We start from the raw sequence: 24719 nt of genomic DNA, 5'->3' as shown, positions 1-24719 counted from the left end.
GTACTTTTCCGATAGAAAGGGTACGAAACGGGGGCCAGCTCAAACGAAAAAAGAGCCTTTTCACCGCGCGGAAGGCACAGCAAAAAGACCCTTTGAACTTTCGGGCTTTTTGGTACGACCAATTCCTCGTGATCCGGAGCCGGACGCTCCTGTACCAACAGCGGGCAGGTTTCCTGACTGAAAGCTCACCGCCCGCTGCCGCCTTCCCAGAGGCAAAGCCTCCAGTGACCGGCGCTGAGCGCCAAGGCAGCGGACTCCCTTATCACAGTGACGAGATCGCGCGGGACTCGCACCCGCTTCCCTTTTACCCTCCCGGCCGGGGACGAAGCTCCGGCGGCAGGCACCTGCTGTTTTCTATTCAGACGAGGTGAAGTATACCACACTCCGCCCTAAAATGCAATATCTCAGCCCTCCTGCGGCACGGTCCAGACCATGCCCAGCGCTTCGAGCTTTGCGATGCGCTCCGCCGTCAGCTTTTTCTCGGCACAGGCGTAGTTTTCGCGCATCCGGCGGACCCAGTCGCCGAGGCAGAAGCCGTCTTCGGTCTTATAGTTCACCGGCACCAGCAGATTGCCGTGGGCGGCGCAGTACTCTTCGGCGCGGCGGAACGCCCCGGCCCACTTGGCCTCCCGGGCGTCCCACTGCATCCCGATGGCGTCCAGCAGAGCGATATGCTCCGGCGTCACCTGAAACGAGCCGGGCCGGGCCTTGCGGGCAGCCCGGAGGTTCGAGATCCAGACGCCCAGACGGAAGCCGTTCTCGTCCACATATCCGGCAGGCACAAGGAGGCTGCCCTTCTTCTCGGCGTAGAGCCTGGCGCTCTGGTAGTTATCCAGCCAGTTCTGCTCCCGCACGCTGCACGCGGGCGGCACCGGGGCGCTGAGGCGTCGGCCTTTTTCGCCCTTGAACAGCTCTTTCAGGGCCGCGCGGCGCGCGGCGGAGAGCTTTTTGCCCTCCCGCAGCATCTGCTTCTGACGGGACAGCCAGCTGCCCAGCCAGATGCCGTCCTCCGTCCGGTACTGGGCCGGAACGGCCAGACTGCCGTGCTCCTTTTTGTATTCCACGGCCAGCTCGTAGCGGTGCTGCCACGAGTCGGTCTTTTCCCAGTTCATGCCCAGCTCGTCCAGCAGAGCTTTCCGCTCCGGCGTCACCCGGGCGCTGCTGCGCTCGGGGTTCTGCCATGCGTACCGCTGGCGGGACACCCACTTGCCCAGCAGGATGCCGTCTTCGTCGATGTACTCGGTGGGAACGTCGAGGTTCCCGTGGGCGGCGTGGTACTTCACGGCGGCCTCGTAGGCGGTCTGCCACTTGCGGTCGTTCCGGTTCGTCCAGTCCACTCCCAGCGCTTCCAACTTTTCGATTTGGGCGTCGGTCAGCACACCTTCTTTATAAGCGGCACGCTGACTGCCCAGCCAGACGCCCAGCGCCATGCCGTCCGGCGTGACATACTTGACGGGAATTTCCAGCGTGTGATTTTCCAGATAATACTGGACGGCGGCGGCATAGCTCTTCTCCCAGAGGATGCTGCCGGTGTCCCACACCATGCCCAGTGCCTCGAGGCGCTCGACGCGGTCTGACGGCAGGTTCCCGCCCAGATAGCGCTGGCGGTTATAGACGATCCACTCGCCCAGCGCAAAGCCGTCCTTATCCTTATAATGGACCGGCACCATCAGGTCGCTGTGGCTGTCGCGGTACCGCCGGGCCGAAGCACAGCCGTTCTCCCACGCCAGCTCGAGCCGCTTTTGCCAGTTCATGCCGATTTTGTCCAGCCGGGCAGCCTGCGCGGCGGTGAGGCGTCCCTTTTTCTTTCCGGCCCGGACAAGGCGCTGGTTTTCCAGCCAGCGGCCCACGGCCACGCCCCCGAAGCTGTAGGAGCGAGGCACGTCCAGCGTCTTTCCCTCTGCCGTCATCTGCTTTGCGGCGGCATAATAGCGCTCCCAGTCGGAGTCCAGCGCGCGGCGGAGCTGCCGGTAAGCCCGGCGGCAGGCAGAAAGGGGCTCTTCCAGCGGGAAGGTTTCTGCCCCCGCCGCGCTGCACTCCTTCCGCAGCTGCTGCACACAGGTCAGCGCCTCAAAGGCCGCGCTCAGCTCTGCCACCGGCACACTGCCGCAGGCTGCAAGGGCGCGGGCCAGCATCTGCCGGTATGCGGTCGGTTCAGCGCTGCGGCGCGCCAGCACCACGCCCGAGATCCCGGCCAGAGGAGCCTGCACCGCCGGGCCGTTGGCACAGACCAGCAGCCGGAGGGTGGCCGCTTCATCGGCCGCAAAGCCTTCTGCATCCTTATAAATATGTGTTCCTGCACCAAACAGCTTCTCGGCCTGCTCTGCGGTCTGCGCCGCCGCTGCATCATCCTCGCAGAGGACGAGGCAGCGCCCGGCAGCATCCGGGAGCCACTGCGCCAGCAGCTGTTCCACCGGCGGAAGCTTTTCTACGGCGAGGCTCAGAGCCTGATATTTCTCGGCGTTGGGGTCAGGGCAGCCCGGCAGATGGAGGTTCTTCACCTCAGCACGGAGGCGGGCCATCGCATCTTCCAGCGGCCAGAGCAGGGCCGTATAGGAGGCCGGCATGGGCAGCAGACCCTCGGCCATCGCCCCGCCCAGCGCCAGCGGCTCCACAATGGCGTCGGCCAGCATCTCCTCGGCAGCGCTGCAGCTGTCGCCCGGGGCGTCCGGCTCCCCCAGAGCCAGCAGCTTTGCCCCCGGGCAGAGGCGGAACAGAGGCTGGACGCAGTCGGTCCAGTCCTTTGCGCTCATCTCCCTCCAGCCGTCCAGCACCAGCAGGCCGGGCCGGAACTCAGCCAGCGCCACCCAGCCCAGCGCATTCTGCACGGCCAGCTGCTCGCAGCTCATCAGCCGCACCCGGCCGCCCAGCGTCCGGTCCAGCCGCTTTGTCAGGGCGCGGCGCAGTTCCAGACGGGCAGCGCAGGACACCACCCAGAGTACGCGCATCTCGGGGTGGGCGTCCAGCAGCTCCCACACGATGCAGCCTTTGCCCGTACCCGCCGGGCGCACCAGCGCAGCACAGTTTTTCTGCTGCAGTCCAGCCTCCGCTGCACGGCAGGCTGTTTTATTTGAATCATCTACCAAAATCGACATATCTTATCCTTTCTGCCCCTTCCGAGGGTTCAGAAATTCGCTTTTTCTGCAAAAAAGAAACGCGCCTGCGCAAAGCTGGCTTTCCTGCCTGCGCTGCGCCTGCGTTTTTCTGCAAAAATGTTACTTTCATGCTCTATTTTTATCATAAAAGTTTATTTCTTGTCAAGATGATTTGCACAGATTTTTCCAAATAATTTTACATTCCCTTTTTCCGGAAATTCCGGGACCGTTCCCTGCTGCCCGTTGACGGCGGGGACAGTTGGTGGTAGACTTTTTTCATCGGCTCCCCTTTTGGCGGGAGACTCCCCTATTTATGATATGTGAGGTAATCGATATGAACATCATCAGCACCGAAAAAGCTCCCGGCGCCATCGGCCCCTACTCTCAGGGCTACACCGTGGGCGGTCTCGTCTTCACCTCCGGCCAGATCCCGGTAGACCCCGCCACCGGCGCAGTCGCCGAGGGCATCGCCGCACAGGCTGACCAGAGCTGCCGCAATGTGGGCGCTATCCTCGAAGCTGCCGGCGTGGGCTTTGACAAGGTGGTCAAGACCACCTGCTTCCTGGCCGACATCGCCGACTTTGCCGCTTTCAACGAGGTGTACGCCAAGTATTTCACCTCCAAGCCCGCCCGCAGCTGCGTGGCCGTGAAAGACCTCCCCAAGGGCGTGCTCTGCGAGATCGAAGCCATCGCTGAGGCCTAAGCCGCCTTTTCAGCACAAAGAGGGGCCGTCTGCACTCCATTCCGGGTGCGGACGGCCCCTTTTGTCTGTCTTCGATTCCAGTTTTTCATGCTGGCCAACTTTCCCAGCCAGAGAAATTGACTTCGTTTTTTGCTTTTGTTACAATAGAATCGAACTGTTGTAAAAGATTTCCGGTCAAATTTGAAAGAGAGGTCCCTGCCCATGTCCAATTCCCGTGTTGAAAGCCACAGCCGCGCCGAATTGCGCAACAAGATCATCAGCGCAGCCACCCTGCTCGAGATCCTGTTGTCCGGCCTCGTCCTCATCGGCCTGCTGCTGTCGATGGTGCCGCTGCTGCAGTGGATGCCCGGCCTGCTGTTCGACGGCAACGACGTCGAGGTGAGCACCTTCTTACAGCGGGCGCTGGACATCGTCATCGGCATCGAGTTCATCAAGATGCTGGCCAAGCACAGCCCCGGTTCCAGCCTCGAAGTGCTGCTCTACGCCATCGCCCGCCACATGGTGGTGGGTCACGAGTCCGCCATGGAGAACCTGCTGAGCGTGAGCGCCATCGCCCTCATCTTCATCGTGCGGAGGTTCTTCTTCGTGCCCGCCTTCGGCGCTCATCTGCCCGACGGCCACCCCGCGCCCGACCTTTCCCCCAGCCAGAGCGGCATCCCGTCAGAGGAATTCGCCGCCCGGCTGCGCAAGCACCTGCATCATGACGACACCAACACGGAGCTTGAAGTCGCCATCGAAGACCCCAAGTACGAGGACAACACCGACACGCTGCTGGAAGCAGACCCGAAATGAGCCTGACAACGTAAAATGCCCCGCAGGACGCTCGTTGAGAGCTGCCTGCGGGGCATTTTTTATGCTTAGTTGCTCTTGTGCTTCTGGCCGAAACGGTACTCCTTGCCGTCCCGGATGCGCTGGATGTTGGAACGGTGCATCCAGATGACCATGCCGCCCATGATGGCAGCGCCGACGGTGCAGACCACCACGTCCTGAGTCGGCAGGCCGCGCATGAGGCTGTACACCAGCGTCAGCACCGGGTAAGCCGCGGCCATGGTGATGCTGCCCAGCGACACCATGCCGGTGGGGACCAGGCAGACGAGGAAGATGAGTGCCAGCACTGGCAGCAGCACCGGCTGGACTGCCAGAATGGCACCGGCAGCCACCAGCACGCCCTTGCCGCCCTTGAAGCCGAAGTAGATGGGCTTGGAGTGGCCCACCACGGCGAGGATGGCGGCGAGGTAGACGCCCAGATAGGGCGAGACGGCAGCGTCGGCGGGCAGATGGCCGAACAGCCACCGGCCAAGGCAGACGGCCACGACGCCCTTGAGCACATCGCCCACCGCCGTGAGGGCAGCGGCTTTCTTGCCGAAGGTGCGCAGCATGTTGGTCATACCGGCAGCGCCCGAGCCGTGGGTGCGGACGTCGTCATGGTACAGATACTTGCTGACGAGGATGCCGGTGTCCACACTGCCCAGCAGATAGGCTTCGGCAGCGACCACCAGCACAATGAGAAATGCGGTCATAGAACCAGTCTCCCTTCCTTATACGTCCTTCGCGCCCACTTCGCCGGAGCCGCGCTCACGCACGACAAGGCGGATGGGGGTGTGCTCCAGACCGAAGTTCTCGCGGATCTGGTTGATGATATACCGCTGATAGCTGAAGTGGAACAGGTGCTTTGCGTTGACGAAGGCCACGAACGTCGGCGGACGGGTGGAAGCCTGGGTCAGGTAGAAGATCTTCAGGCGGCGGCCCTTGTCGCTGGGCGGCTGCATCCGAGCGGTGGCACGGGCCAGCATCTCATTCAGCACACCGGTGGGCACACGGGCACCGTTCTGGCTGTCCACGTCGCGGATGAGCTGCATCAGTTTGTTGACGTTGTAGCCGGTCTGGGCCGAGATGAAGATGATGGGAGCGTAGCCCATGAAGCTGAAGCACTCGGCATAGCCCCGGCGCTGCAGCTCCATGGTGTTGGTCTCCTTGCCCTCCACGGCGTCCCACTTGTTGACGACGATGATGCAGGCCTTGCCCTGGTCGTGGGCATAACCGGCCACCTTGCTGTCCTGCTCGGTGAAGCCGACGGTGGCGTCCACGAGGATGAGGGCCACGCGGCTGCGCTCGACGGCGGCCAGTGCGCGGACGACCATGTAGCGCTCGAGGCCGTCGGTGATGTTGCTGCGCTTGCGCAGACCGGCGGTATCGGTGAAGATGAACTTGCCGTAAGCGTTATCCACGGGGGTGTCGATGGCGTCGCGGGTAGTGCCGGCCTCGTTGGCAACGATCATGCGGTTCTCACCGAGGATGCGGTTGGTCAGGCTGGACTTGCCCACGTTGGGGCGGCCGATGATGGCGACGGGGATGCGGTCTTCCTCCACGACGGTCTCGCTGAAATCGAGGTGGGCGCAGACAGCGTCCAGCAGGTCGCCGGTGCCGTGGCCGTGGACGGACGAGATGGGCATGACTTCGTCGAAGCCGAGGTTATAGAACTCGTAGAGCTCCATGGGGGTCTCGCCCACATTGTCGCATTTGTTGACAGCGAGGATGATGGGCTTGTGGCTGCGGCGCAGCATATGGGCCACGTCCTCGTCGGCGGCGGTCAGGCCGTTGCGCACGTCCACCACCATGATGATGCAGTCGGCGGTGTCGATGGCGATCTGGGCCTGCTCGCGCATGTGGGCCAGAATGCCCTCGGTGGCCTTGGGCTCGATGCCGCCGGTATCCACCAGCAGGAACTCGTGGCCGCTCCACTCGCAGTTGGCAAAGATGCGGTCGCGGGTGATGCCCGGGGTATCCTCCACGATGGCCAGACGCTGGCCGCAGAGCTTATTGAACAGGGTGGACTTGCCCACGTTGGGGCGGCCCACCACAGCAACGATCGGTTTGCTCATAGGGGGTTCCTCCTTTCACAAAAGGGGTAAAATTACGGTCTTCTCCGGCGGGCGATATGCAGGCCGCTGCGCAGCAGGGCCTTGGCCTCGTCGCCGCCGCTGGTGGGCAGGACTTCCACCTTTACGCCGAGCCGCTGGCCCAGCTGCTCGATGGTCATATCATCGAGGAAGGTGTCCTTCTCCTCCCGCAGCATCACGGCAGGCACGCCCAGGGTGCCGCTGGACAGCCGGCCCTCGCACTGAGCGATGATGTCGGTCGCTGTGACGAGGCCCGCCACGCCGACGTTGCCGCCGAAGAAGTTGTTTTTGATGGGATGCACTTTTACTTCTATCATGGGGTACTGGCGGTGGAGCTCGTCCATCATCTCGGTGATGAGGGGCGCGGCCATGGTGCCGGTGACGACATCCATCTTTTTGGTGCCGTAGATGCGGTGGGGCTTTTCCAGCTCGGCCAGAAATTCCTCCCGGAAGAGGCTCATCATGCCCACGCCGTTTTCCAGCTGGTCGTAGTCCTCATAGAACTCCGGCTCCGGGATGGGGCGGCCGGCCTTGAGGTACCACTCATCGCTGGGGTAGATGATGCGCTTGCCGTGGCGGCGCTTGCACTCGTCGCCGAACTCTTCCATGATGTCGATGACGGCGGCGCTGGTCTCAGCGTCGTAGGGCGTCTGCTTGAAGAGGTTCTGGCGGTAATCCGTCACGCCGCAGGGGACTGCCGCCACGCTCTGCACCATCGGGGTCAGCTCCAGCAGGTCGGTGAGGGTGCGGCGGAGCTCGTCGCCGTCGTTGATGCCCCGGCAGAGCACCAGCTGGCAGTTGACGGCGATGCCGCCCTCCACCAGGCGGGGCAGGTACTTCAGCACCTCGCCGCCCCGTTTATTCGCCAGCATCCGCACGCGGAGCTGGGGATTGGTGGTGTGGACCGAGATGTTGATGGGCGAGATGTGCATCTTGATGATGCGGTCGATCTCGTGGTCCTGCATGTTGGTCATGGTGATATAGTTGCCGAACAAAAAGGACAGGCGCTCGTCGTCGTCCTTGAAGTAGAGGCTCTCACGCATTCCCGGGGGCAGCTGGTCAATGAAGCAGAACATACAGTGGTTGGAGCAGGAGTGCTTCTGGTCGCCCAGATAGGTGGAGAAGTCGCAGCCGAAGGGGCCGCGCTCTTCCCGCCGGACGTCCCACTCCCGGATGCCGTCCGCCACTCTCGCTTTGAGGTGGAAGCTCTTGCTGTCGGTATAAAAATCATAGTCCAGCGTGTCGTTCAGCTCGTTGCCGTCCACGCTCAGCAGCTCGTCGCCGCCGGCGAGGCCGAGGGCTTCCGCCTCGCTGCCCGCGTCCACGCGGTCGATCCTGATGGCCATGCTTTCACCTCACAATTTCGTTTTCAAGACAAAGCAAGAAGGGGAAGGCATTGCGCCCTCCCCTTCTGTACATAACACCAATGTGCCACCAATTCTGCGCAAATTAGCCCTTCTTGATGACTTCCTCGCCCTTGTAGTAACCGCAGTTGCCACATGCCTGGTGGGGGAGCTTCAGAGAGCCGCAGTTGCTGCACTTGACCAGTGCGGGGGCCTCCAGCTTCCAAACATTGCTGCGACGCTTGTCGCGGCGGGCCTTGGAAAGATGTCTCTTAGGTACTGCCATATTTTTGCACCTCCTTGATGGGTTTCTCAGTTCAGCAGTGATTTGAGTATCGCTAGCCTTGCGTCTGCGGGTTCGGCCTCAGCTTCTGCCGGAGGGCAGGTACATTCGGCCATCTTCTTCCCGCACCGGGGACACAAGCCCGGGCAGTCAGCGCTGCAAAGCAGCACCGTCGGTATCTGGAACATGAATTCCTGACAGAGCCATTCGTCCACATCCAGATGTCCTTTTTCGTTGAGGGGCAGGTCGAAATCCGGGTCATCCAGATCGCGCTCCCTGACCGTCCACTCTGCTTGCACCGTCTCTTCCCGTTCGACGGGGTCGAGGCAGCGGGCGCACTCTCCGTGCACCAATGCGTTTGCCCGCAGCGTCATCCGGATCTCCTCGCCATCCGGCACCGCCTCAAAGCGGGCCGTCACAGGCTGCTCGATCCTTGCACCGGCAAAATCCTTTGCAGACAAATCACACTGAAACTCTGCGGCGTAAGGTTTCGTGCCGGATACGATAAACTTTCTCAGGTCAAATTGCATAGTACACCTCATAAAAGGCTGCTTTGTTAGTATAGCGCCAACACAGCCCTTTGTCAACACCAAAACAGGCAGAAAACCGAAAAAATTTCAAATTCTCCGGTTTCCTGCCTGTCTGGGATGCTTCAAATCAGAAATTTCAGAGTTATTTTACAGGTACTTCTTCACATCGTGGGGCAGAGCAGCTTCATCAGCGCTGACAGTGACGGTGACCTTGATGGAGTCGCCAGCGGCAGCAGCGATCTCGTCCAGAACGACGCCCAGACGGTTGATGTCGTGATCCAGCACCTTCAGGATGCCGTCGATGTACAGGTCAGTGATGTCATAATTGCTTGCCAGCAGGCCGGCCACGAAGCCGTACAGCATCTCGCCGCCGGCGATCTTGTACTCGTCCAGGTCGATGAGACGGGCGGCGTTGGGGACCTCATAGGTCAGCTTCATGCCCTTCTCGACGACAACGACGTTGCCCTTGGAGGTCTTGACCGAATCGTTGATCATGTCGATCATAGCCTTGGTCTTACCGGAGCCTTTGGTGCCAACAATCAGTTTAATCATAGTTCTGTCCTCCTGTATTTTCCACGCCTCACGGCGGGAGATCGTTTTTTGTTCCGCTTGCTCTTACTTCAGCTTTGCTTCCAGCTCGGCGGTCAGGTTCTCATAACCCGGCTTGCCCAGCAGAGCGAACATGTTCTTCTTATAGCTCTCGACGCCCGGCTGGTTGAAGGGGTTGACGCTCAGCAGGTAGCCGCTGCAGGCGCAGGCACGCCAGAAGAAGTAGATGAGGTAGCCCACATTATAAGCGGACAGGTCGTCCACCTCGATGACCACCTCCGGCACGCCGCCGTCGGTGTGGGCGAGGATAGTTCCTTCCATAGCCTTGCGGTTGACCACGCTCATGTTCTGGTCAGCCAGGAAGTTCAGGCCGTCGAAGTTGCCCTCCAGCTTGTCGATGAAGAGGTCCTGTGCGGGCTTCTTGACATCCACGATGGTCTCGAACATGGTGCGGGAGCCTTCCTGGATGAACTGACCCATGGAGTGCAGGTCGGTGGAGAAGATGCAGCTTGCGGGGAACAGACCCTTGTTGTCCTTGCCCTCGCTCTCACCGAACAGCTGCTTGTACCACTCGTTCATGAGGGTGAAGTTCGGCTCATAGCACTCGAGGATCTCGATGCTCTTGCCCTTGCGGTACAGGATGTTGCGGATGGCCGCATACTTGTAGGCGTCGTTGTCGGGGCTGAGCACGGAGAAGCGCTCCATCGCGTCGGCTGCGCCCTTCATGACGTCGTCGATGCTGATGCCGGCAGCAGCGATGGGCAGCAGGCCCACAGCGGAAAGGACGGAGTAGCGGCCGCCGACATCGTCGGGGACGACGAAGGTGGGCCAGCCCTGCGCGTCAGCCAGCTGCTTGAGGGTACCCTTGGCGCGGTCGGTGGTGGCGTAGATGCGCTTGTTGGCTTCTTCCACGCCCATCTCGTCTTCCAGCAGCTTGCGCAGCACACGGAAGGCCAGAGAGGTCTCGGTGGTGGTGCCGGACTTGGAGATGACGTTGATGGAGAAGCGCTTGCCCTTGCACAGCGCGATGATGTCATTCAGATAGGTGGGGCTGATGCTGTTGCCGCAGAAGTAGATCTTCAGGCCGTTGTCCAGCTCGTTGTGGTACATCCCCTTGACGGCTTCGATGACGGCGCGTGCGCCCAGATAGCTGCCGCCGATGCCGGCGACCACCAGAACGTCGGAATCCTCACGGATCTTGGCAGCAGCTGCCTTGATGCGCTCAAACTCTTCCTTATCATAATCACGGGGCAGATACATCCAGCCCAGGAAGTCGCTGCCGGGGCCGTTCTTGGCTTCCAGCGTCTTGTGCGCGGCCTCTACCTGGGGGTAGATGGCCTTGTATTCCTCTTCGTTGATGAAACTGGAGAGGTGCTTTGTATTCAGAGCGAGACTCATTCTATCAAAACCTCCAAAACATTTTACGGGCTCTTTGCCCGGCGAGGGTTTTTCTTGGTATAAGTGTACCGTTCCCGCCGGGCAAAGTCAAGGCCAAAATCCTCGCTTTTCATACAATTTTAATAGTGTTGTTTTGTATGCTCTTACATCTTTTATACAAACGTCCAAGCCATTCTTTGCCCTCGCTGACCGTTTTTGACCGGTAGTGCGCAGTTTTCGGTCATGCCGCGCCGGTGAGGCTCTGCCACAGCAGGCCGATGGCGTCCCGGACAGTCATCCTCGGCGCATCGGCGGCAGCACGCACTTCGTACTCTTCCAGAAGTGCTTTCCCCTGATAGACCACGGCTTTGCCCAGCGTCTGGCCCTGCTCCACCGGGGCTTCCAGCTCCTCGGGCAGGGTCAGCTCGGTATGCAGGGACGCCCCGCTCCCCTTCTCCACCAGCACCGTCTCCGGCAGGGCCGAGTAATCCAGCGGGACGCTGCCCGCCGCGCTGCCCCTGACCGTGATCTGGAGCGGCTGTGCCTCGAGTTTTGGCAGCGGCGCGGCCTCATAGGCCCCGAAGCCGTAGTCCAGCAGAGTCGTGGCGGCGTCGAAGCGGTCGGCGCTGGACGGTGCGCCCAATATCACCGCGATGAGGGAAAGGCCGTTCCGGGTGGCGCTGGCCGAGATGCAGATGCCCGCGCCGCCGGTGGTGCCGGTCTTGAGGCCGGTGATCCCCTCATACCGGCGGAGAAGCTTATTCGTATTGACCAGCTGGGTCGCCCCGCCCCGGAGGGTATCCGTCCAGATGCCGGTGTAGTGCAGCACCTCGGGGCAGGTGTTCAGGATGGTGCGGCTCATGGCGGCCACATCCCGGGCCGTGGAGAGATGGCCTTCGGCGTCCAGCCCGCAGGCGTTGCGGAAAGACGTCTGCTCCATCCCCAGCGAGGCGGCCCGGGCGTTCATCTGCTCCACGAAGGCCGGCTCACTGCCGCCCACCAGCTCGGCCACGGCTACTGCCGCGTCGTTAGCAGAGGAAACGCAGATTGCCTTTATCATCTCGTCCAATGTAAAGTGCTCCCCCGGCTCCAGCCAGATCTGACTGCCGCCCATGTGGTAGGCGTGCTCACTCACCGGCACCGGCGTCTCCATGGTCAGCCGCCCGTCGTGGACAGCCTCGAAAGCAAGCAGCAGGGTCATCACCTTGGTGATGGAGGCGATGGGGACCCGCTCGTCGGCGTTCTTCTCGTAGAGGACCCGTCCGCTCCCCTGCTCAATGAGGATGGCAGCTCGGCAGTTGAGGTCGAGCTGAGGCGCGGCGGCTGCAGTCGGCAGCAGAATTCCTTCTGCCGCTTCCTCGACGTCGGCGCTGACGGCCCTCTCTTCCGGGTGCATGACAGCCCGCAGGCCCACGCCCTCCGCCGTCCCAAGGGCCAGTGCAAACAGCCAGAAACAGAGCACGGCTGCGCAGAGCACCGCAAAATTCTTTCGTTCCATCCCTTGTCCCTCCCCGCAATGTCTGTCTGATTGCATTCTATGCAAAAAAAGAGGCCGGAATGCTCTTTTCTCCCCGGGAAAAATCTGCTATAATAGGATGGTTTATTATAAGGTAATAACCTCTCCGTCTGCTTCGCAGCCAGCTTCCCCGACAGGGGAGCCAAATCGGAGAGGTTTCAGAAAGGACACCCCATGCGAGTTTGTTTTTATACCCTTGGCTGCAAGGTCAACTTAAATGAGACCGGTGCGCTGGAACAGATGTTCCGCTCCGCCGGTTTCACCATCGTGCCGGAGGGCGAAGAGGCCGACGTCTTTGTGGTGAACAGCTGCACCGTCACCAACTTCGGCGACCAGAAGAGCCGCAAGTGGCTCCGCCGGGCCAAGCGCGAGAACCCCGGCGCCGTCACCGTCCTCACCGGCTGCTACCCGCAGGCTTTCCCCGAGGAAGCGGCCCAGTTCATGGAGGCTGACCTGGTCTGCGGCAACGGCGACCGGAAAGCCATCCTCGATAATGTGCTCAAGCTGCTGGACGGCCACGAGCGCATCGTCGCCATCGCCCCCCACGCGAAGGGCGAGCGGTTCGAGGAACTGCCAGTGGAGCGGTTCGAGACCCACACCCGCGCCTTTATCAAAGTAGAGGACGGCTGCAACCGTCAGTGCGCCTACTGCGTCATCCCCCGCGCCCGCGGCCCGGTGCGCAGCCGCTCGGAAGAGAGCATCCTCGCCGAGCTGCGCCAGCTGGCCGCTTCCGGCTACCGGGAAGTGGTGCTCAGCGCCATCTCCCTGCCCAGCTACGGCCTCGACACCGGCACCAACCTTGTGGAGCTGGTGGAGAAGTGCGCCCGGGTGGAGGGCATCGAGCGTATCCGGCTGGGCAGCCTTGACCCCGATATGCTGACCCCCGAATACATCACCCGGCTGGCGGCAGTGGACAAGCTCTGCCCCCAGTACCATCTGAGCCTGCAGAGCGGCTGCAGCGCCACCCTGCGCCGGATGCGCCGCGTCTATACCGCCGAGCAGTACGCCGAGGTGGTTCGCCAGCTCCGCGCCGCCTACGGTGACCGCCCGGTCAGCTTCACCACCGACTGCATCTGCGGCTTCCCCGGCGAGACGGAGGAAGATTTCCGGGAGAGCTGCGCGTTCCTGAAGGAGATCGGCTTCCTGAAAGTCCACGTCTTCCCCTACTCCCGCCGCAGCGGCACCCCCGCCTACGACTTCCCCGACCAGGTCCATGAGCGCGAAAAACAGGCCCGCAGCCGGGAGATGAACGCCATCGCCGAGGACATCCGCCGCGAGGTGCTGGCCGGCTGCGAGGGCAGCGAGGACGACGTTCTGCTGGAGACCCCCCTCTCCGGCACCCTCTTCACCGGCTACACCCGGCTGTATGTTCCTGTCGTGGTCTCGGCCCCGGGCCATAAGAGCGGCGAGATCGTCCATGTCCGGCTGGGCAGCTACGACGGCGAGCGTGTCCGGGCCGAGATGGTATAAATCTTAGCCGTTTCTTTGCTGTTTTGTACAAATCCATTTGTTCTCATTTGTGCAAGATATATCAGTTGTGAATTTCATAACAAATTTTAAGCTTTTCCCTTTTCTTCCCGAAGGGTTTATGCTACAATAAAAGTGGATTATTCGGGGCATCCGGCTGTTTGCAGCAGCCCAGTACCAAATGCCCCGAAGAAAAGCCGCGTCGGAGCGGTTTTTTGTTCTGTTGTTTCAAAACAAGGAGAGATTGGAATGAGTTTCAGAGGAATCAACACGACGGTCATCCAGATCCGCCGCCAGGTCTTTACCGAGGTGGCACGGATGGCCTACGCCAACGTCAAGGGCGAGCAGGCCAACCACCTGATGCGCAAGATCCCTTACACCATCATCCCCGGTGAGGAAGGCAAGCTCCGCAAGGACATCTTCCTTGAGCGCGCCATCGTCGAGGAGCGCGTTCGTCTGGCCATGGGCCTGCCCACCCGCCGCATGGACGAGCACAACAGCGTCGTCTCCGGTCTGGAGGACGCTTCCATCGCCGATAAGTATTATGACCCCCCGCTGGTGAACGTCATCAAGTTTGCCTGCAACCGCTGCCCCGAGAAGCTGGTCAAGGTCTCCGACCTGTGCCAGGGCTGCCTCGCACACCCCTGTATGGAAGTCTGCCCCAAGAAGGCTATCACCTGGGAGAGCGGCCGTTCCACCATCGACCAGGAAAAGTGCATCAAGTGCGGCCGCTGCGTCGGCGTCTGCCCCTACAACGCCATCGTCAAGACCGAGCGTCCCTGCGCCGCTGCCTGCGGCATGGGTGCCATCCACTCCGATGAGCTGGGCCGCGCCGAGATCGACTACAGCAAGTGCGTGTCCTGCGGCCAGTGTCTGGTCAACTGCCCCTTCGGTGCCATCGCCGACAAAGGCCAGATCTACCAGCTCATTCAGGGCTTCAACCGCGGTGACCGCATCTACGCCCTCGTCGCTCCCGCCTTCATCAACCAGTTCCCGGGCCTGGCCTCCACCGGCAAGCTCAAGGCTGCGCTGAAGGCTCTGGGCTTCTACGACGTCGTGGAGGTCGCCATCGGTGCCGACCTGTGTACCGTGGATGAGGCCCACGACTTCCTGGAGGAGGTTCCCAACAAGCTGAACTTCATGGCTACTTCCTGCTGCCCGGCATGGAGCATGATGGCAAAGACCGCCTTCCCGGATCTTGCAAAGAACATCTCCATGACCATGACCCCCATGGTCTTTACCGCCCGCATGATGAAGCAGGCCGACCCCGAGGCCCGTATGTGCTTTATCGGACCCTGCGCCGCCAAGAAGCTGGAAGCTTCCCGCCGCACCGTCCGCTCTGATGTGGACTTCGTGCTGACCTTCGAGGAACTGGCCGGCATCATCGAGGCCAAGGACATCGACGTGGCTAACCTCGAAGTCGACCCCGATGAGGTCGATCTGGTCCACGCTTCCGGTGCAGGCCGCGGCTTCGCACAGTCCGGCGGCGTCGCCAAGGCTGTCGCCGACAAGGTCAAGGAGTGGCATCCCGATATGGACGTCAAGATCGCGTCCGCACAGGGCCTCGCCGAGTGCAAGAAGCTGCTGATGCTGGCCAAGGCCGGCAAGTACAACGGCTACCTGCTGGAAGGCATGGGCTGCCCCGGCGGCTGCATCGGCGGCGCCGGCACCATCGCCGACCCCACCCGCACTGCTGTCGCCCTGAACAAGTACGTCAAGGAGGCTCCGTTCCAGGACCCCGAGCAGAGCCCCTTCATGACCAGCATCCACGTGCTGAAGGACGACCCCAACTTTGAGGTCTAAGTTTTCCTGACTTCTGCCGCTTCCCGTCCGCCGGGAGGCGGCTTTTTTGTGTCTTCGGCAAAGTCTGTGTTTTTCTTCCATAAGATGTGTCTTATGTGAAACATTTTTGTGAAACCATCACAAGCCAGATTGACTTTTTCTTCTGAATATGTTATTTTTGCGGTGACAAATTCCTTCGCGTTCCGTTTTGGAACGCACAGAGCCGCCTCTGCGGCTGGAAAGGTCGATTCTTGAATATGACGATTTCTTTGAAGCATATGGGCAGACGCACCGGGGCGGTCCTCGTCTCGCTGCTGCTGCTCCTGACGCTGGCGGTCAGTGCCAGTGCCGCCGCCGTCAAGATGACGGTGGGCGTCCGGTTCTGGCGGGAGTCCGGGGACAAGGAGTCGATGGCCGACAGTGCCGTGGACACCACCCGCGAAGCCACCCTCACCCGCCAGCCCAACGGCACCTTCACTCTCGAACTCCCGGTCAAGCAGCTCTCTTCCATGAACATGACCGGCCGTCTCACCGGCATCGCCATCGGCGAGGTGAACTATGACGGCACTCTGAGCGGCGACCTGTCCGACGGAACCGCCGTGCTGACCCTCAAGAACCTGCCCGCCTCGGTGCTCACCGGCAGCGATTCCAACAAAGCGCTGGCCGTGACCTGCAGCATCAAGATGGACACCATCCTTCTCGGCGACATCTCTACCAGTGCGAAGATGTCCATCTGGGTCGAGCGCTGAAAAGCCAAATAGCACAAAAAACGCCCCGCAGCTCTGTTACGAGCTGCGGGGCGCTTGCGTTATTTCAAAAAAGGTTTACTCCGCGATGATGCTCTTGCCGGTCATCTCTGCCGGGACGGGCAGGCCGATATAGGGCAGCATGGTGGGTGCGATGTCGGCCAGGCAGCCGCCCTCGCGCAGCTTCACATCGCCGCAGCCGATGGCCACGAAAGGCACGACGTTGGTGGTGTGGGCGGTGAACGGAGTGCCGTCGGGGTTCTTCATCTTCTCGGCGTTGCCGTGGTCAGCGGTCAGGAAAGCGCAGCCGCCAGCGTTCAGCACAGCGGTGACGACCTTCTCGACAGCAGCGTCCACAGCCTCAACGGCCTTGACAGCGGCTTCAAAGACGCCGGTGTGGCCGACCATATCGCAGTTTGCGAAGTTCAGGATGACCACGTCGTACTTGCCGCTCTCGATGCGCTTGACGCACTCGTCAGCGACCTCGGGGGCGCTCATCTCAGGCTTGAGGTCGTAGGTGGCGACCTTCGGGCTGGGGATGACACAGCGGTCCTCGCCCTCGTAGGGAGCCTCAACACCGCCGTTGAAGAAGAAGGTGACATGAGCGTACTTCTCGGTCTCGGCAATGCGCAGCTGGGTCTTGCCGTTCTCGGACAGGTACTGGCCCAGGACGTTCTTCAGCTCAACAGGAGGATAAGCGACCTCGCAGTTGGGCATGGTGGCGTCATACTCGGCCATGCAGACGTAGTGGACCTGCTTGCGACCGCCGCGGCGCTCGAAGCCGGTGAAGGCGTCGTCGCAGAAGATGCGGGTCATCTGACGGGCGCGGTCGGGACGGAAGTTCATGAAGATAACGGTGTCGCCGTCCTGCACACGGCCACCCTCGCAGGTGACGCAGGGCAGAACGAACTCGTCGGTCTTGTCGTCGGCGTAGGATGCCTCGATGGCCTCCTGAGCGTTGGCGGCGTGGTTGCCCTCGCCGTAGACGAAGGCAGCGTAAGCCTTCTCCTCACGGTCCCAGTTGTTGTCGCGGTCCATGGCGTAGTAACGGCCAGAGACGCTGGCGATCTTGCCGATGCCCAGCTCATCCAGCTTGGCCTGCAGGTCGGCAAGGAAGCCCTTGCCGGAGTGGGGGTCGGTGTCGCGGCCATCGGTGATGCAGTGGAGGTAGACTTCCTTGGCACCCATGCGCTTTGCCATTTCCAGCACACCGAACCAGTGGTCAGCGTGGCTGTGGACACCGCCGGTACCCACCAGACCCATCAGATGGATCGCCTTGCCGGCGTCGATGGCAGCCTTCATGTTCTTGACGAGGACGGGGTTCTTGAGCATCTCACCGTCGCGGATGGACTTGGTGATGAGGGTCAGCTGCTGGTAGACGATGCGGCCGGCACCCATATTGGTATGACCCACCTCAGAGTTGCCCATCTGGCCGTCGGGCAGGCCCACAGCCATGCCGGAAGCGTCGATGGTGGTCATAGGATATTTTGCCATCAGAGAGTCAAGGAAAGGCTTCTTGGCTGCAACCACGGCGTTGCCGTAGGTCTCGTTGGGGGTCCAGCCAAAGCCGTCCATGATGCAGAGCAGAACAGGTTTCTTGGACATAAAATAGGATCTCCTTTGAAAATTCAACAAACAGCGCCCGGCTCCCTGCCGGAAATGCGGCGCAGCCGGGCGCAGAGAGAACGATTTTTACCGCTCAGGGCTTAGCCCTTGGTGGCAGCGTTGACGATGACAGCAAAGTCAGGAGCCTTCAGGGAAGCACCGCCGATGAGGCCGCCGTCCACGTCCTTCTTGCTCAGCAGCTCCTCGCAGTTCTTGGCGTTCATGCTGCCGCCGTACTGGACGGTGGTAGCCTCGGCCACGGCTTCGCCGTAGACCTCGCCGATGACCTTGCGGATCTGAGCGCAGACTTCCTCAGCCTGGTCGGCAGTAGCGGTCTTGCCGGTGCCGATGGCCCAGATGGGCTCGTAGGCGATGACGACGTTTGCCATCTGCTCGGCGGTGACATCGCGCAGGGCGATCTTGGTCTGCATCCGGACCAGCTCCTCGGTGACGCCCTCCTCACGCTGCTGCAGGCTCTCGCCCACGCAGATGATGACCTTCAGGCCGGCGTTCAGAGCGGCCAGAGCGCGCTTGTTGACGGTCTGGTCGGTCTCTGCGAAATACTGACGGCGCTCGGAGTGACCGACGATGACGTACTCGACGCCCAGGTCCACCAGCATATCAGCGCTGATCTCGCCGGTGAATGCGCCGGACTTCTCGAAATGGACGTTCTCGGCACCGACATGGATGTTGGTACCCTTGGTCTTTGCCACAGCAGTGACCAGATCGGTATAGGGAGTGCAGATGACGACCTCGCAGGATGCGTCCTTGACGGCGGGAATGAGCTCGTCCACCAGAACAGCAGCCTCGGAGGCGGTCTTGTTCATCTTCCAGTTGCCAGCAATAATGGCCTTGCGCTTTGCCTTATCCATGATACGTTCTCCTTACCTTATTTACCTTTATAAATAAAAGATGCGGCGGCGAAACAGCCGCCGCACCGTTCATGATGCTGTGATTATGCGTTCTGGATGACTGCGATGCCGGGCAGCTCCTTGCCCTCCAGGTACTCCAGAGAAGCGCCGCCGCCGGTAGAGATGTGGGTCATCTTGTCGCCCAGGCCCATCTGCTGGACAGCTGCTGCGCTGTCGCCGCCGCCGATGACGGTGGTAGCGTCGCTCTCAGCCATAGCCTTGGCCACGGCCAGAGTGCCGGCAGCCAGAGTCGGGTTCTCAAAGACGCCCATGGGGCCGTTCCAGACGACGGTCTTGGAAGCCTTGACAGCGTCGGCGAAGAGCTTCATGGTCTCGGGGCCGATGTCGCAGCCTTCCTTGTCAGCCGGGATAGCGGTGACAGGGACGACGATGGTCTCGACAGGAGCGTCGATGGGGTCGGGGAAGTTCTCGACACAGGCGGTATCGACGGGCAGGAGCAGCTTGACGCCCTTCTCCTGAGCCTTTGCCATCATCTCCTTGCAGTAGTCCAGCTTGGAGTCATCGCACAGGCTCTTGCCGACCTCATAGCCCTGAGCCTTGATGAAGGTGTAGGCCATGCCGCCGCCGATGATGAGGGTATCGACCTTCTCCAGCAGGTTGGAGATGACATTCAGCTTGTCAGCGACCTTTGCGCCGCCCAGAATGGCGGTGAAGGGACGGACGGGATCGTTCACGGCATTGCCGAGGTACTTGATCTCCTTCTCCATCAGGTAGCCGACAGCGGTGTCCTTGATATAGTCGGTGACGCCTGCGGTGGAGCAGTGTGCGCGGTGGCAGCTGCCGAAGGCATCGTCAACGTATGCGTCTGCCAGAGAAGCCAGATCCTGAGAGAACTCGGGCAGATTCTTGGTCTCTTCCTTGCGGAAACGGGTGTTCTGCAGCAGGACGACATCGCCGTTGTTCATGGCAGCGACAGCAGCCTTTGCGTTCTCGCCCACGACGTTGTCGTCGTCAGCAAAGACAACGGTCTTGCCCAGCTTTGCGCTCAGGGCCACAGCAACGGGAGCGAGGCTGAACTTTGCCTCGGGGCCGTTCTTCGGCTTGCCCAGATGGCTGCACAGAATGACCTTCGCGCCGTCATTGACCAGCTTCTGGATGGTGGGCAGAGCCGCATTGATGCGGTTCTCGTTGGTGATGACGCCGTCCTTCATGGGGACGTTGAAATCACAGCGGACAAGGACCTTCTTGCCGCAGTAGTTCTGATCGTCGATCGTCTTTTTACCTAAACCCATAGTGATTATTCTCCTCTCAATTCATTCTTCGGAATCGAATTTCGCTCACTCTCGGGGTCTTAGCCCCTATGACACTATTATAAACAAAATATGTGTGTATTGCAAGGACGGGGGATGGATAATTTATTAACAAACTTTTCCCGTGATATTCGGGAATTGTGTCTATTTTGACAGTAGTCCGGCCCGGCTGCCAAAATGCCGCAGGCGGTCTCCCCTCCTGCGGCGCTTAAAACTATCCACTTTAATCCCGACGGAACAGGTCGCGGGTGTAGACTTTGTCCTGTACATCATCCAGACAGCTGTCGTAGCGGTTGGCGATGATGGCCTGGCTGCGCTTTTTGAAAACGTCCAGATCGTTCACCACTTCGCTGCCGAAAAAGGTAGTGCCATTCTCCAAAGTCGGCTCATAGATGATAACTGTCGCGCCCTTGGCCTTGATACGCTTCATGACGCCCTGAATGGAAGACTGACGGAAGTTGTCGGAGTTGGCCTTCATGGTCAGGCGGTAGACGCCGATGACACAAGGCTTCTCGTCCGCCGCGTTATACTCGTTCTCTTCCCCATAGCTGTAGTAGCCCGCCATCTGGAGCACCCGGTCTGCAATGAAATCTTTGCGGGTGCGGTTGGACTCCACGATGGCCTCGATGAGATTTTCCGGCACATCCTCGTAGTTGGCGAGGAGCTGCTTGGTATCTTTAGGCAGGCAGTAGCCGCCGTAACCAAAGCTGGGATTATTATAATGTGTGCCAATGCGGGGGTCGAGGCAGACGCCCTCGATGATATGCCGGGTATCAAGCCCCTTCATCTCGGCGTAGGTGTCCAGTTCATTGAAGAAGGAAACGCGGAGGGCAAGATAGGTGTTAGCGAACAGCTTGACCGCCTCGGCCTCGGTGAAGCCCATGAAGAGGGTGTCGATATTCTCTTTGACAGCACCTTCCTGTAACAAATAGGCAAAGGTGTGTGCCGCCTCCACGAGGCGCTCATCCTGCATATCCGTACCTACGATGATGCGGCTCGGGTAGAGATTATCGTATAGTGCCTTGGACTCCCGCAGGAACTCCGGGCTGAAGATGATATTCCTGCACTGATACTTTTCACGGACACTGGCCGTGAAGCCCACCGGGATGGTGGACTTGATGACCATGACAGCCTCGGGGTTCACCTTCATCACCAGCCGAATGACCGCCTCCACCGCCGAGGTATCGAAGAAATTCTTCCGGCTGTCGTAGTTGGTGGGGGCCGCGATGATCACAAAGTCAGCGTCCCGATAGGCCGTCTCCCCATCCAGCGTAGCCGTCAGGTCGAGATTTTTCTCGGCGAGGTATTTTTCGATGTAGTCGTCCTGAATGGGCGATTTTTTCTGGTTGATGAGCTCCACCTTTTCCGGCACGATGTCAACAGCCGTGACATGGTGGTGCTGGCTCAGCAGGACAGCAATGGACAGGCCGACGTAGCCCCCTGATGTCAAGATAGGGGCGAAAACTTTTAGCCTTGTAGGGCTTTACTCGCTATTCTATTTTCAATGGTAGCTTATCGAATCCAATCCATCAATTTTCTTACGCCGCTTATCACACTGGCATAATCAATTTCTGCTGCATACGAGTATTTCTTCTGATATGCTCTCCACAGCACTCGAAGCTGTTCATCTGCTTCAATAATTTTGATAATCTCCTCGGCCTGCTCCTGCAGATGATCCGTTCCTCTCTTTTTACAAGTTGCTGCAAAAGCATCCTTCAAAACAGCCTTATTGACTTTATCTTCGTATGTATCGAGCAGCATCCGTATATCGTAAAAATCTCTCATTCGGGTGTTTAAGATACCCCTCGCCAAAACCGTCTGCAACTTCTCGGCTAATATAGTTTCCAAATTATACGACCATAGACTGATAGAACGATCTTCCAGCAAGAGATCATAATTGAACTCGATTGCTCGTGGGGTAATCACGTCGCCCGTGGAAATGTCAATTTTCAAAGGCGTAATCAATCTTCCCACATTGGCGTTCATGGTAACGCGGATTCCCGGATACTCCATTTCATCCATGATATTGGAAACATCTTTAACCTCAAAAGAAACACCATCGTCAAGGTCAATATCTTTGACCTGATTGACAACTCGCAAGGCATCCTCCGCAGATAGATTTAGATTCTTCATGCTGGTGTCTATGTCCATCGTGGAACGGTGCGCAACACCAATCATTGCCGTAACCAGTATTCCGCCTTTGATAATGAAGTTATCCCGATATTCTGATTGTGCCAGTCTTTCCAGAAAACGCTCCATCATATAGATTCGCATGAGTGTCCTTGCGTCTGCATTGTTCTGTTTTGCAACGCTCTTGATACGCCCTTTTATCTGTTCAGGTGTAAATCCCATTTACAGTAGTACCTCCATATAATTTCGGATGATCTTATCCACTCGAAATAGCTTTGCATACTTCATCAGTTTATTAAGGTCCTTATCTTTTCTCCCGACATACGCTTTTAATACTGCATTGAAATCCTGTACTTCTATAGAACTTCTACTCCGCACCAAGTCGCAAATTGTCCGTTCCAAATCGTACATAGGAATTTCATTTCCCTGATTGCTTTTTACGATTTGCTTGCCAACGTCAAGAAGTTCCTTTTTTACTGTATAAACCTTATAGCCATCCTCTTTCAAGCGGTGAACATTATATCCACTATAAATCGTGAGTGTATGAACAAGCGGTTCCCGATCTGTCAGCCCATAATAATAGAACGCTTCATCATGAGAAAACACTCCCATCGGGCAGCGGCGGTGCAGCATTTCTAATTCGTCAATCCAAGTATCTTTTGCTGCGTATACGCCATGTCCGACTTGCTCGTATTCATTGGCCTTTACATATTTATAAAACTCAAATTTCGTTAAACCTACTTTTGTTGCAAGCTGCGGTGTTAAAATCTCATGTGTTTGAGCCAAATTGTTCATGTTCATCATAAGCGTCACCTCACCTTCGTGCTTATATTGTATTCCAAATAAGCACGAAAGTCAACGTAAACTTTCTTTTGTGCTTATTTCATTTGCAATATTAGCACGTTCGTCCGCCCAGCCTTACTTGATGCTCCCTATTCAACGTGCTATACTTAAATTGTAAAAATCAATCAAGGGAGTGCGTTTGTCATGAGCAAAAGACTTGTCACTTACTTCTCTGCCAGCGGCATCACCGCGAAAGTTGCCGAAAATCTGGCTGATGCTATCGGTGCAGACATTTTTGAGATTCAGCCGGAAGTTCCGTACACCAAGGCCGATCTGAACTGGATGGACAAGAAATCCCGCAGCACCATCGAAATGAGCGATCCTACCTCTCGCCCTGCCATCGCTGCCAAGCGTGATAACATGGACGAATACGACACCATCTTTGTCGGATTCCCTATCTGGTGGTATATTGCTCCGATAATCATCAATACATTTCTGGAAAGCTATGATTTGAAGGGTAAAACAATCATCCCCTTTGCCACATCTGGCGGCAGCGACATGGGTAAGACCAACGAAAAACTTGCGCCGAGCTGCCCCGGTGCAAAGCTGCTGCATGGTAAGGTATTCAATTCCTATTCCAGCAAAGCCGACTTGTCCGCATGGGTAGAAACCCTCAGCCTCTAATAGACAACATTCCTGTGGAATGAAATACCCGCCTGGTCGAGAAGATTTTCTTGAATCCTCTCACCCAGACGGGTATTCTTTTTCTTATACCACTTCTTCCATCCAATTATGCGCCATACTTTTCCAACGCTCTCCGAATCACATCCTCACAGTTGAACTCTATTTTCATCGTTTGGTCGTCATACAGATAAACCATGCTCACAAAAGCATCCACACATTCTTTTGTCAGCCCGCCGATGTACGTTTTCTCGCTGGCCTGTTTTGTCAGAGCGCGGATTTCTTCATCCAGTGCATCGGCACACTCCTGTTCTTCCTTTTCTGTCCGTATGCTATCCTGCAATGCAGCCAGTTTTTCCGAAAGGGTCTTTTTCTTTTCTATGTACACATCTCGCCGTAGCACACCGTCCGCATACGATTCATATAGTTTGATTTGTTCTACCCGAATGGCTTCTGCTTGCTTTTCCAAGTCCTCAATGTCCATGCAGCGCACCGTGACAGACTGCTTTTCCTGCATCCCCTGATTTACTACATCCAGCGCATAGAATACTGTTTTTATCGCACGAGCCACTTTTGCGTTCACCGAATGTTCTCTGTAATAGCCGCCGTAGCATTTAGAGAACTTTCCGGCTGACCGTTTATAGCCGCAATAGAAAACCATTTCCCCATATTGCCTTTCATGGCGAAGCTGCCGATTACAGTTTTCGCAGCAGATTTTTCCTTTTAACGCAAAATCATCGCCCACCTTATATTGAATTGGAGTTACGTTACGGATTGCTTTCTGTGCCTGATAGTATTCATCTCTTGTCACGATGGCCGCATGAGCGTTGACTTCCAGCTTTTCGCGGAGAGCTTGTTTGCGTACAAAAGTACCAATCGGGTATCCAGCATCTTTAGCATATCTGGCTACCAGCTCATATTCCAATTCTGTGAAACGGATGTAAACTCGTTTCCCCCTATGAAGCGATTTCTTTTTCTTTGGTCGAGCCATAGCATAATCCTCCTGCATTTTATAGTTGCAGAACAACTCCCGATAAGCCGTAGGCG

The 24719-nt window shown here is 58.5% G+C and carries 22 protein-coding genes and 1 riboswitch; of the genes, 6 read left to right on the top strand and 16 right to left on the bottom strand.

Annotated elements, in window-relative coordinates; all coding sequences use genetic code 11:
* Window positions 1-146 precede the first annotated feature (146 nt).
* A riboswitch (cobalamin riboswitch) is annotated at window positions 147-363 on the bottom strand.
* Between the two features lie 41 nt (window positions 364-404).
* Window positions 405-3095, bottom strand: a complete 2691-nt coding sequence (locus AAAU26_RS10910) for a helicase associated domain-containing protein (protein WP_227618985.1) — start codon at window positions 3093-3095, stop codon at window positions 405-407.
* Window positions 3096-3429: 334 nt separating this feature from the next.
* Here AAAU26_RS10910 and AAAU26_RS10905 point away from each other — a divergent pair, with 334 nt between their 5' ends.
* Together AAAU26_RS10905 and AAAU26_RS10900 are read left to right on the top strand one after the other, a co-directional pair.
* On the top strand, window positions 3430-3798 hold the full coding sequence (locus tag AAAU26_RS10905) for a RidA family protein (protein WP_015563712.1): 369 nt from the start codon (window positions 3430-3432) through the stop codon (window positions 3796-3798).
* A 201-nt stretch (window positions 3799-3999) separates the two neighbouring features.
* Window positions 4000-4590 carry a transporter gene (locus AAAU26_RS10900; protein WP_227618984.1) on the top strand — a complete coding sequence of 197 codons (591 nt, stop codon included), beginning with the start codon at window positions 4000-4002 and terminating at the stop codon, window positions 4588-4590.
* A gap of 65 nt (window positions 4591-4655) precedes the next feature.
* Here the strand turns inward: AAAU26_RS10900 and plsY are convergent, their stop codons facing one another.
* The 8 genes from plsY to AAAU26_RS10860 form a co-directional block, all read right to left on the bottom strand.
* A complete protein-coding gene (gene plsY / locus AAAU26_RS10895) occupies window positions 4656-5318 on the bottom strand; it encodes a glycerol-3-phosphate 1-O-acyltransferase PlsY (protein WP_227618983.1) in 663 nt (220 codons plus the stop codon).
* Between the two features lie 18 nt (window positions 5319-5336).
* Window positions 5337-6680 (bottom strand): ribosome biogenesis GTPase Der, encoded by a 1344-nt coding sequence (gene der / locus AAAU26_RS10890; RefSeq protein WP_015563709.1) that lies wholly within the window; start codon window positions 6678-6680, stop codon window positions 5337-5339.
* Between the two features lie 32 nt (window positions 6681-6712).
* Window positions 6713-8044, bottom strand: a complete 1332-nt coding sequence (locus tag AAAU26_RS10885) for a DUF512 domain-containing protein (RefSeq protein WP_207676519.1) — start codon at window positions 8042-8044, stop codon at window positions 6713-6715.
* A gap of 103 nt (window positions 8045-8147) precedes the next feature.
* Window positions 8148-8327 (bottom strand): 50S ribosomal protein L32, encoded by a 180-nt coding sequence (rpmF, locus tag AAAU26_RS10880; protein WP_015563707.1) that lies wholly within the window; start codon window positions 8325-8327, stop codon window positions 8148-8150.
* Window positions 8328-8353: 26 nt separating this feature from the next.
* On the bottom strand, window positions 8354-8854 hold the full coding sequence (locus AAAU26_RS10875; RefSeq protein ID WP_015563706.1) for a YceD family protein: 501 nt from the start codon (window positions 8852-8854) through the stop codon (window positions 8354-8356).
* 147 nt (window positions 8855-9001) lie between these two features.
* On the bottom strand, window positions 9002-9406 hold the full coding sequence (locus AAAU26_RS10870) for an ATP-binding protein (protein ID WP_158396790.1): 405 nt from the start codon (window positions 9404-9406) through the stop codon (window positions 9002-9004).
* 63 nt (window positions 9407-9469) lie between these two features.
* Entirely contained in the window at window positions 9470-10801 is a 1332-nt protein-coding gene (locus AAAU26_RS10865) for a glucose-6-phosphate isomerase (RefSeq protein WP_158400775.1), read from the bottom strand.
* A gap of 220 nt (window positions 10802-11021) precedes the next feature.
* Window positions 11022-12278, bottom strand: coding sequence for a D-alanyl-D-alanine carboxypeptidase family protein (locus AAAU26_RS10860; protein WP_227618982.1), 1257 nt, complete (start codon window positions 12276-12278; stop codon window positions 11022-11024).
* 192 nt (window positions 12279-12470) lie between these two features.
* Between AAAU26_RS10860 and mtaB the strand changes: the two genes are divergently transcribed.
* The 3 genes from mtaB to AAAU26_RS10845 all read left to right on the top strand — a co-directional run bounded on the left by mtaB (window position 12471) and on the right by AAAU26_RS10845 (window position 16294).
* Window positions 12471-13766 carry a tRNA (N(6)-L-threonylcarbamoyladenosine(37)-C(2))-methylthiotransferase MtaB gene (mtaB, locus tag AAAU26_RS10855; RefSeq protein WP_158396785.1) on the top strand — a complete coding sequence of 432 codons (1296 nt, stop codon included), beginning with the start codon at window positions 12471-12473 and terminating at the stop codon, window positions 13764-13766.
* Window positions 13767-14012: 246 nt separating this feature from the next.
* Window positions 14013-15566: a 4Fe-4S dicluster domain-containing protein gene (locus AAAU26_RS10850; RefSeq protein ID WP_207676516.1), complete on the top strand. Its 1554-nt coding sequence runs from the start codon at window positions 14013-14015 to the stop codon at window positions 15564-15566.
* Between the two features lie 236 nt (window positions 15567-15802).
* Window positions 15803-16294, top strand: a complete 492-nt coding sequence (locus AAAU26_RS10845) for a pilin (protein ID WP_227618981.1) — start codon at window positions 15803-15805, stop codon at window positions 16292-16294.
* 75 nt (window positions 16295-16369) lie between these two features.
* On the opposite strand, the gene gpmI is transcribed toward AAAU26_RS10845, so the two are convergent.
* The 6 genes from gpmI to AAAU26_RS10815 form a co-directional block, all read right to left on the bottom strand.
* Window positions 16370-17896, bottom strand: coding sequence for a 2,3-bisphosphoglycerate-independent phosphoglycerate mutase (gene gpmI / locus AAAU26_RS10840; protein ID WP_227618980.1), 1527 nt, complete (start codon window positions 17894-17896; stop codon window positions 16370-16372).
* A gap of 101 nt (window positions 17897-17997) precedes the next feature.
* Window positions 17998-18768 carry a triose-phosphate isomerase gene (gene tpiA / locus AAAU26_RS10835; RefSeq protein WP_015563698.1) on the bottom strand — a complete coding sequence of 257 codons (771 nt, stop codon included), beginning with the start codon at window positions 18766-18768 and terminating at the stop codon, window positions 17998-18000.
* Between the two features lie 83 nt (window positions 18769-18851).
* Window positions 18852-20060: a phosphoglycerate kinase gene (locus AAAU26_RS10830; RefSeq protein ID WP_227618979.1), complete on the bottom strand. Its 1209-nt coding sequence runs from the start codon at window positions 20058-20060 to the stop codon at window positions 18852-18854.
* Between the two features lie 241 nt (window positions 20061-20301).
* Window positions 20302-21528 (bottom strand): nucleotide sugar dehydrogenase, encoded by a 1227-nt coding sequence (locus tag AAAU26_RS10825; protein WP_227618978.1) that lies wholly within the window; start codon window positions 21526-21528, stop codon window positions 20302-20304.
* Window positions 21529-21590: 62 nt separating this feature from the next.
* Window positions 21591-22430 (bottom strand): nucleotidyl transferase AbiEii/AbiGii toxin family protein, encoded by an 840-nt coding sequence (locus AAAU26_RS10820; protein WP_217211948.1) that lies wholly within the window; start codon window positions 22428-22430, stop codon window positions 21591-21593.
* A complete protein-coding gene (locus AAAU26_RS10815; RefSeq protein ID WP_142410985.1) occupies window positions 22431-23012 on the bottom strand; it encodes a type IV toxin-antitoxin system AbiEi family antitoxin domain-containing protein in 582 nt (193 codons plus the stop codon).
* A 183-nt stretch (window positions 23013-23195) separates the two neighbouring features.
* Between AAAU26_RS10815 and AAAU26_RS10810 the strand changes: the two genes are divergently transcribed.
* A complete protein-coding gene (locus tag AAAU26_RS10810; RefSeq protein ID WP_217211946.1) occupies window positions 23196-23675 on the top strand; it encodes a flavodoxin in 480 nt (159 codons plus the stop codon).
* Window positions 23676-23781: 106 nt separating this feature from the next.
* Here the strand turns inward: AAAU26_RS10810 and AAAU26_RS10805 are convergent, their stop codons facing one another.
* Complete coding sequence (locus tag AAAU26_RS10805) at window positions 23782-24663, bottom strand: hypothetical protein (RefSeq protein ID WP_217211944.1); 882 nt, start codon at window positions 24661-24663, stop codon at window positions 23782-23784.
* Between the last annotated feature and the right edge of the window lie 56 nt (window positions 24664-24719).

This window comes from Faecalibacterium longum, assembly GCF_040094125.1.
GTDB classification, from domain to species: Bacteria; Bacillota; Clostridia; order Oscillospirales; family Ruminococcaceae; genus Faecalibacterium; species Faecalibacterium longum.
Note: the sequence above shows the minus strand (reverse complement) of the source record. Positions and strands in the feature narration are given on the sequence as shown.

Bases quoted from the DNA above. Each gene is read 5' to 3' on its own strand.
- AAAU26_RS10910 (WP_227618985.1), bottom strand. From the start codon at position 3,095: ATGTCGATTTTGGTAGATGATTCAAATAAAACAGCCTGCCGTGCAGCG.
- AAAU26_RS10905 (WP_015563712.1), top strand. From the start codon at position 3,430: ATGAACATCATCAGCACCGAAAAAGCTCCCGGCGCCATCGGCCCCTAC.
- AAAU26_RS10900 (WP_227618984.1), top strand. From the start codon at position 4,000: ATGTCCAATTCCCGTGTTGAAAGCCACAGCCGCGCCGAATTGCGCAAC.
- plsY (WP_227618983.1), bottom strand. From the start codon at position 5,318: ATGACCGCATTTCTCATTGTGCTGGTGGTCGCTGCCGAAGCCTATCTG.
- der (WP_015563709.1), bottom strand. From the start codon at position 6,680: ATGAGCAAACCGATCGTTGCTGTGGTGGGCCGCCCCAACGTGGGCAAG.
- AAAU26_RS10885 (WP_207676519.1), bottom strand. From the start codon at position 8,044: ATGGCCATCAGGATCGACCGCGTGGACGCGGGCAGCGAGGCGGAAGCC.
- rpmF (WP_015563707.1), bottom strand. From the start codon at position 8,327: ATGGCAGTACCTAAGAGACATCTTTCCAAGGCCCGCCGCGACAAGCGT.
- AAAU26_RS10875 (WP_015563706.1), bottom strand. From the start codon at position 8,854: ATGCAATTTGACCTGAGAAAGTTTATCGTATCCGGCACGAAACCTTAC.
- AAAU26_RS10870 (WP_158396790.1), bottom strand. From the start codon at position 9,406: ATGATTAAACTGATTGTTGGCACCAAAGGCTCCGGTAAGACCAAGGCT.
- AAAU26_RS10865 (WP_158400775.1), bottom strand. From the start codon at position 10,801: ATGAGTCTCGCTCTGAATACAAAGCACCTCTCCAGTTTCATCAACGAA.
- AAAU26_RS10860 (WP_227618982.1), bottom strand. From the start codon at position 12,278: ATGGAACGAAAGAATTTTGCGGTGCTCTGCGCAGCCGTGCTCTGTTTC.
- mtaB (WP_158396785.1), top strand. From the start codon at position 12,471: ATGCGAGTTTGTTTTTATACCCTTGGCTGCAAGGTCAACTTAAATGAG.
- AAAU26_RS10850 (WP_207676516.1), top strand. From the start codon at position 14,013: ATGAGTTTCAGAGGAATCAACACGACGGTCATCCAGATCCGCCGCCAG.
- AAAU26_RS10845 (WP_227618981.1), top strand. From the start codon at position 15,803: ATGACGATTTCTTTGAAGCATATGGGCAGACGCACCGGGGCGGTCCTC.
- gpmI (WP_227618980.1), bottom strand. From the start codon at position 17,896: ATGTCCAAGAAACCTGTTCTGCTCTGCATCATGGACGGCTTTGGCTGG.
- tpiA (WP_015563698.1), bottom strand. From the start codon at position 18,768: ATGGATAAGGCAAAGCGCAAGGCCATTATTGCTGGCAACTGGAAGATG.
- AAAU26_RS10830 (WP_227618979.1), bottom strand. From the start codon at position 20,060: ATGGGTTTAGGTAAAAAGACGATCGACGATCAGAACTACTGCGGCAAG.
- AAAU26_RS10820 (WP_217211948.1), bottom strand. From the start codon at position 22,430: ATGGGATTTACACCTGAACAGATAAAAGGGCGTATCAAGAGCGTTGCA.
- AAAU26_RS10815 (WP_142410985.1), bottom strand. From the start codon at position 23,012: ATGATGAACATGAACAATTTGGCTCAAACACATGAGATTTTAACACCG.
- AAAU26_RS10810 (WP_217211946.1), top strand. From the start codon at position 23,196: ATGAGCAAAAGACTTGTCACTTACTTCTCTGCCAGCGGCATCACCGCG.
- AAAU26_RS10805 (WP_217211944.1), bottom strand. From the start codon at position 24,663: ATGGCTCGACCAAAGAAAAAGAAATCGCTTCATAGGGGGAAACGAGTT.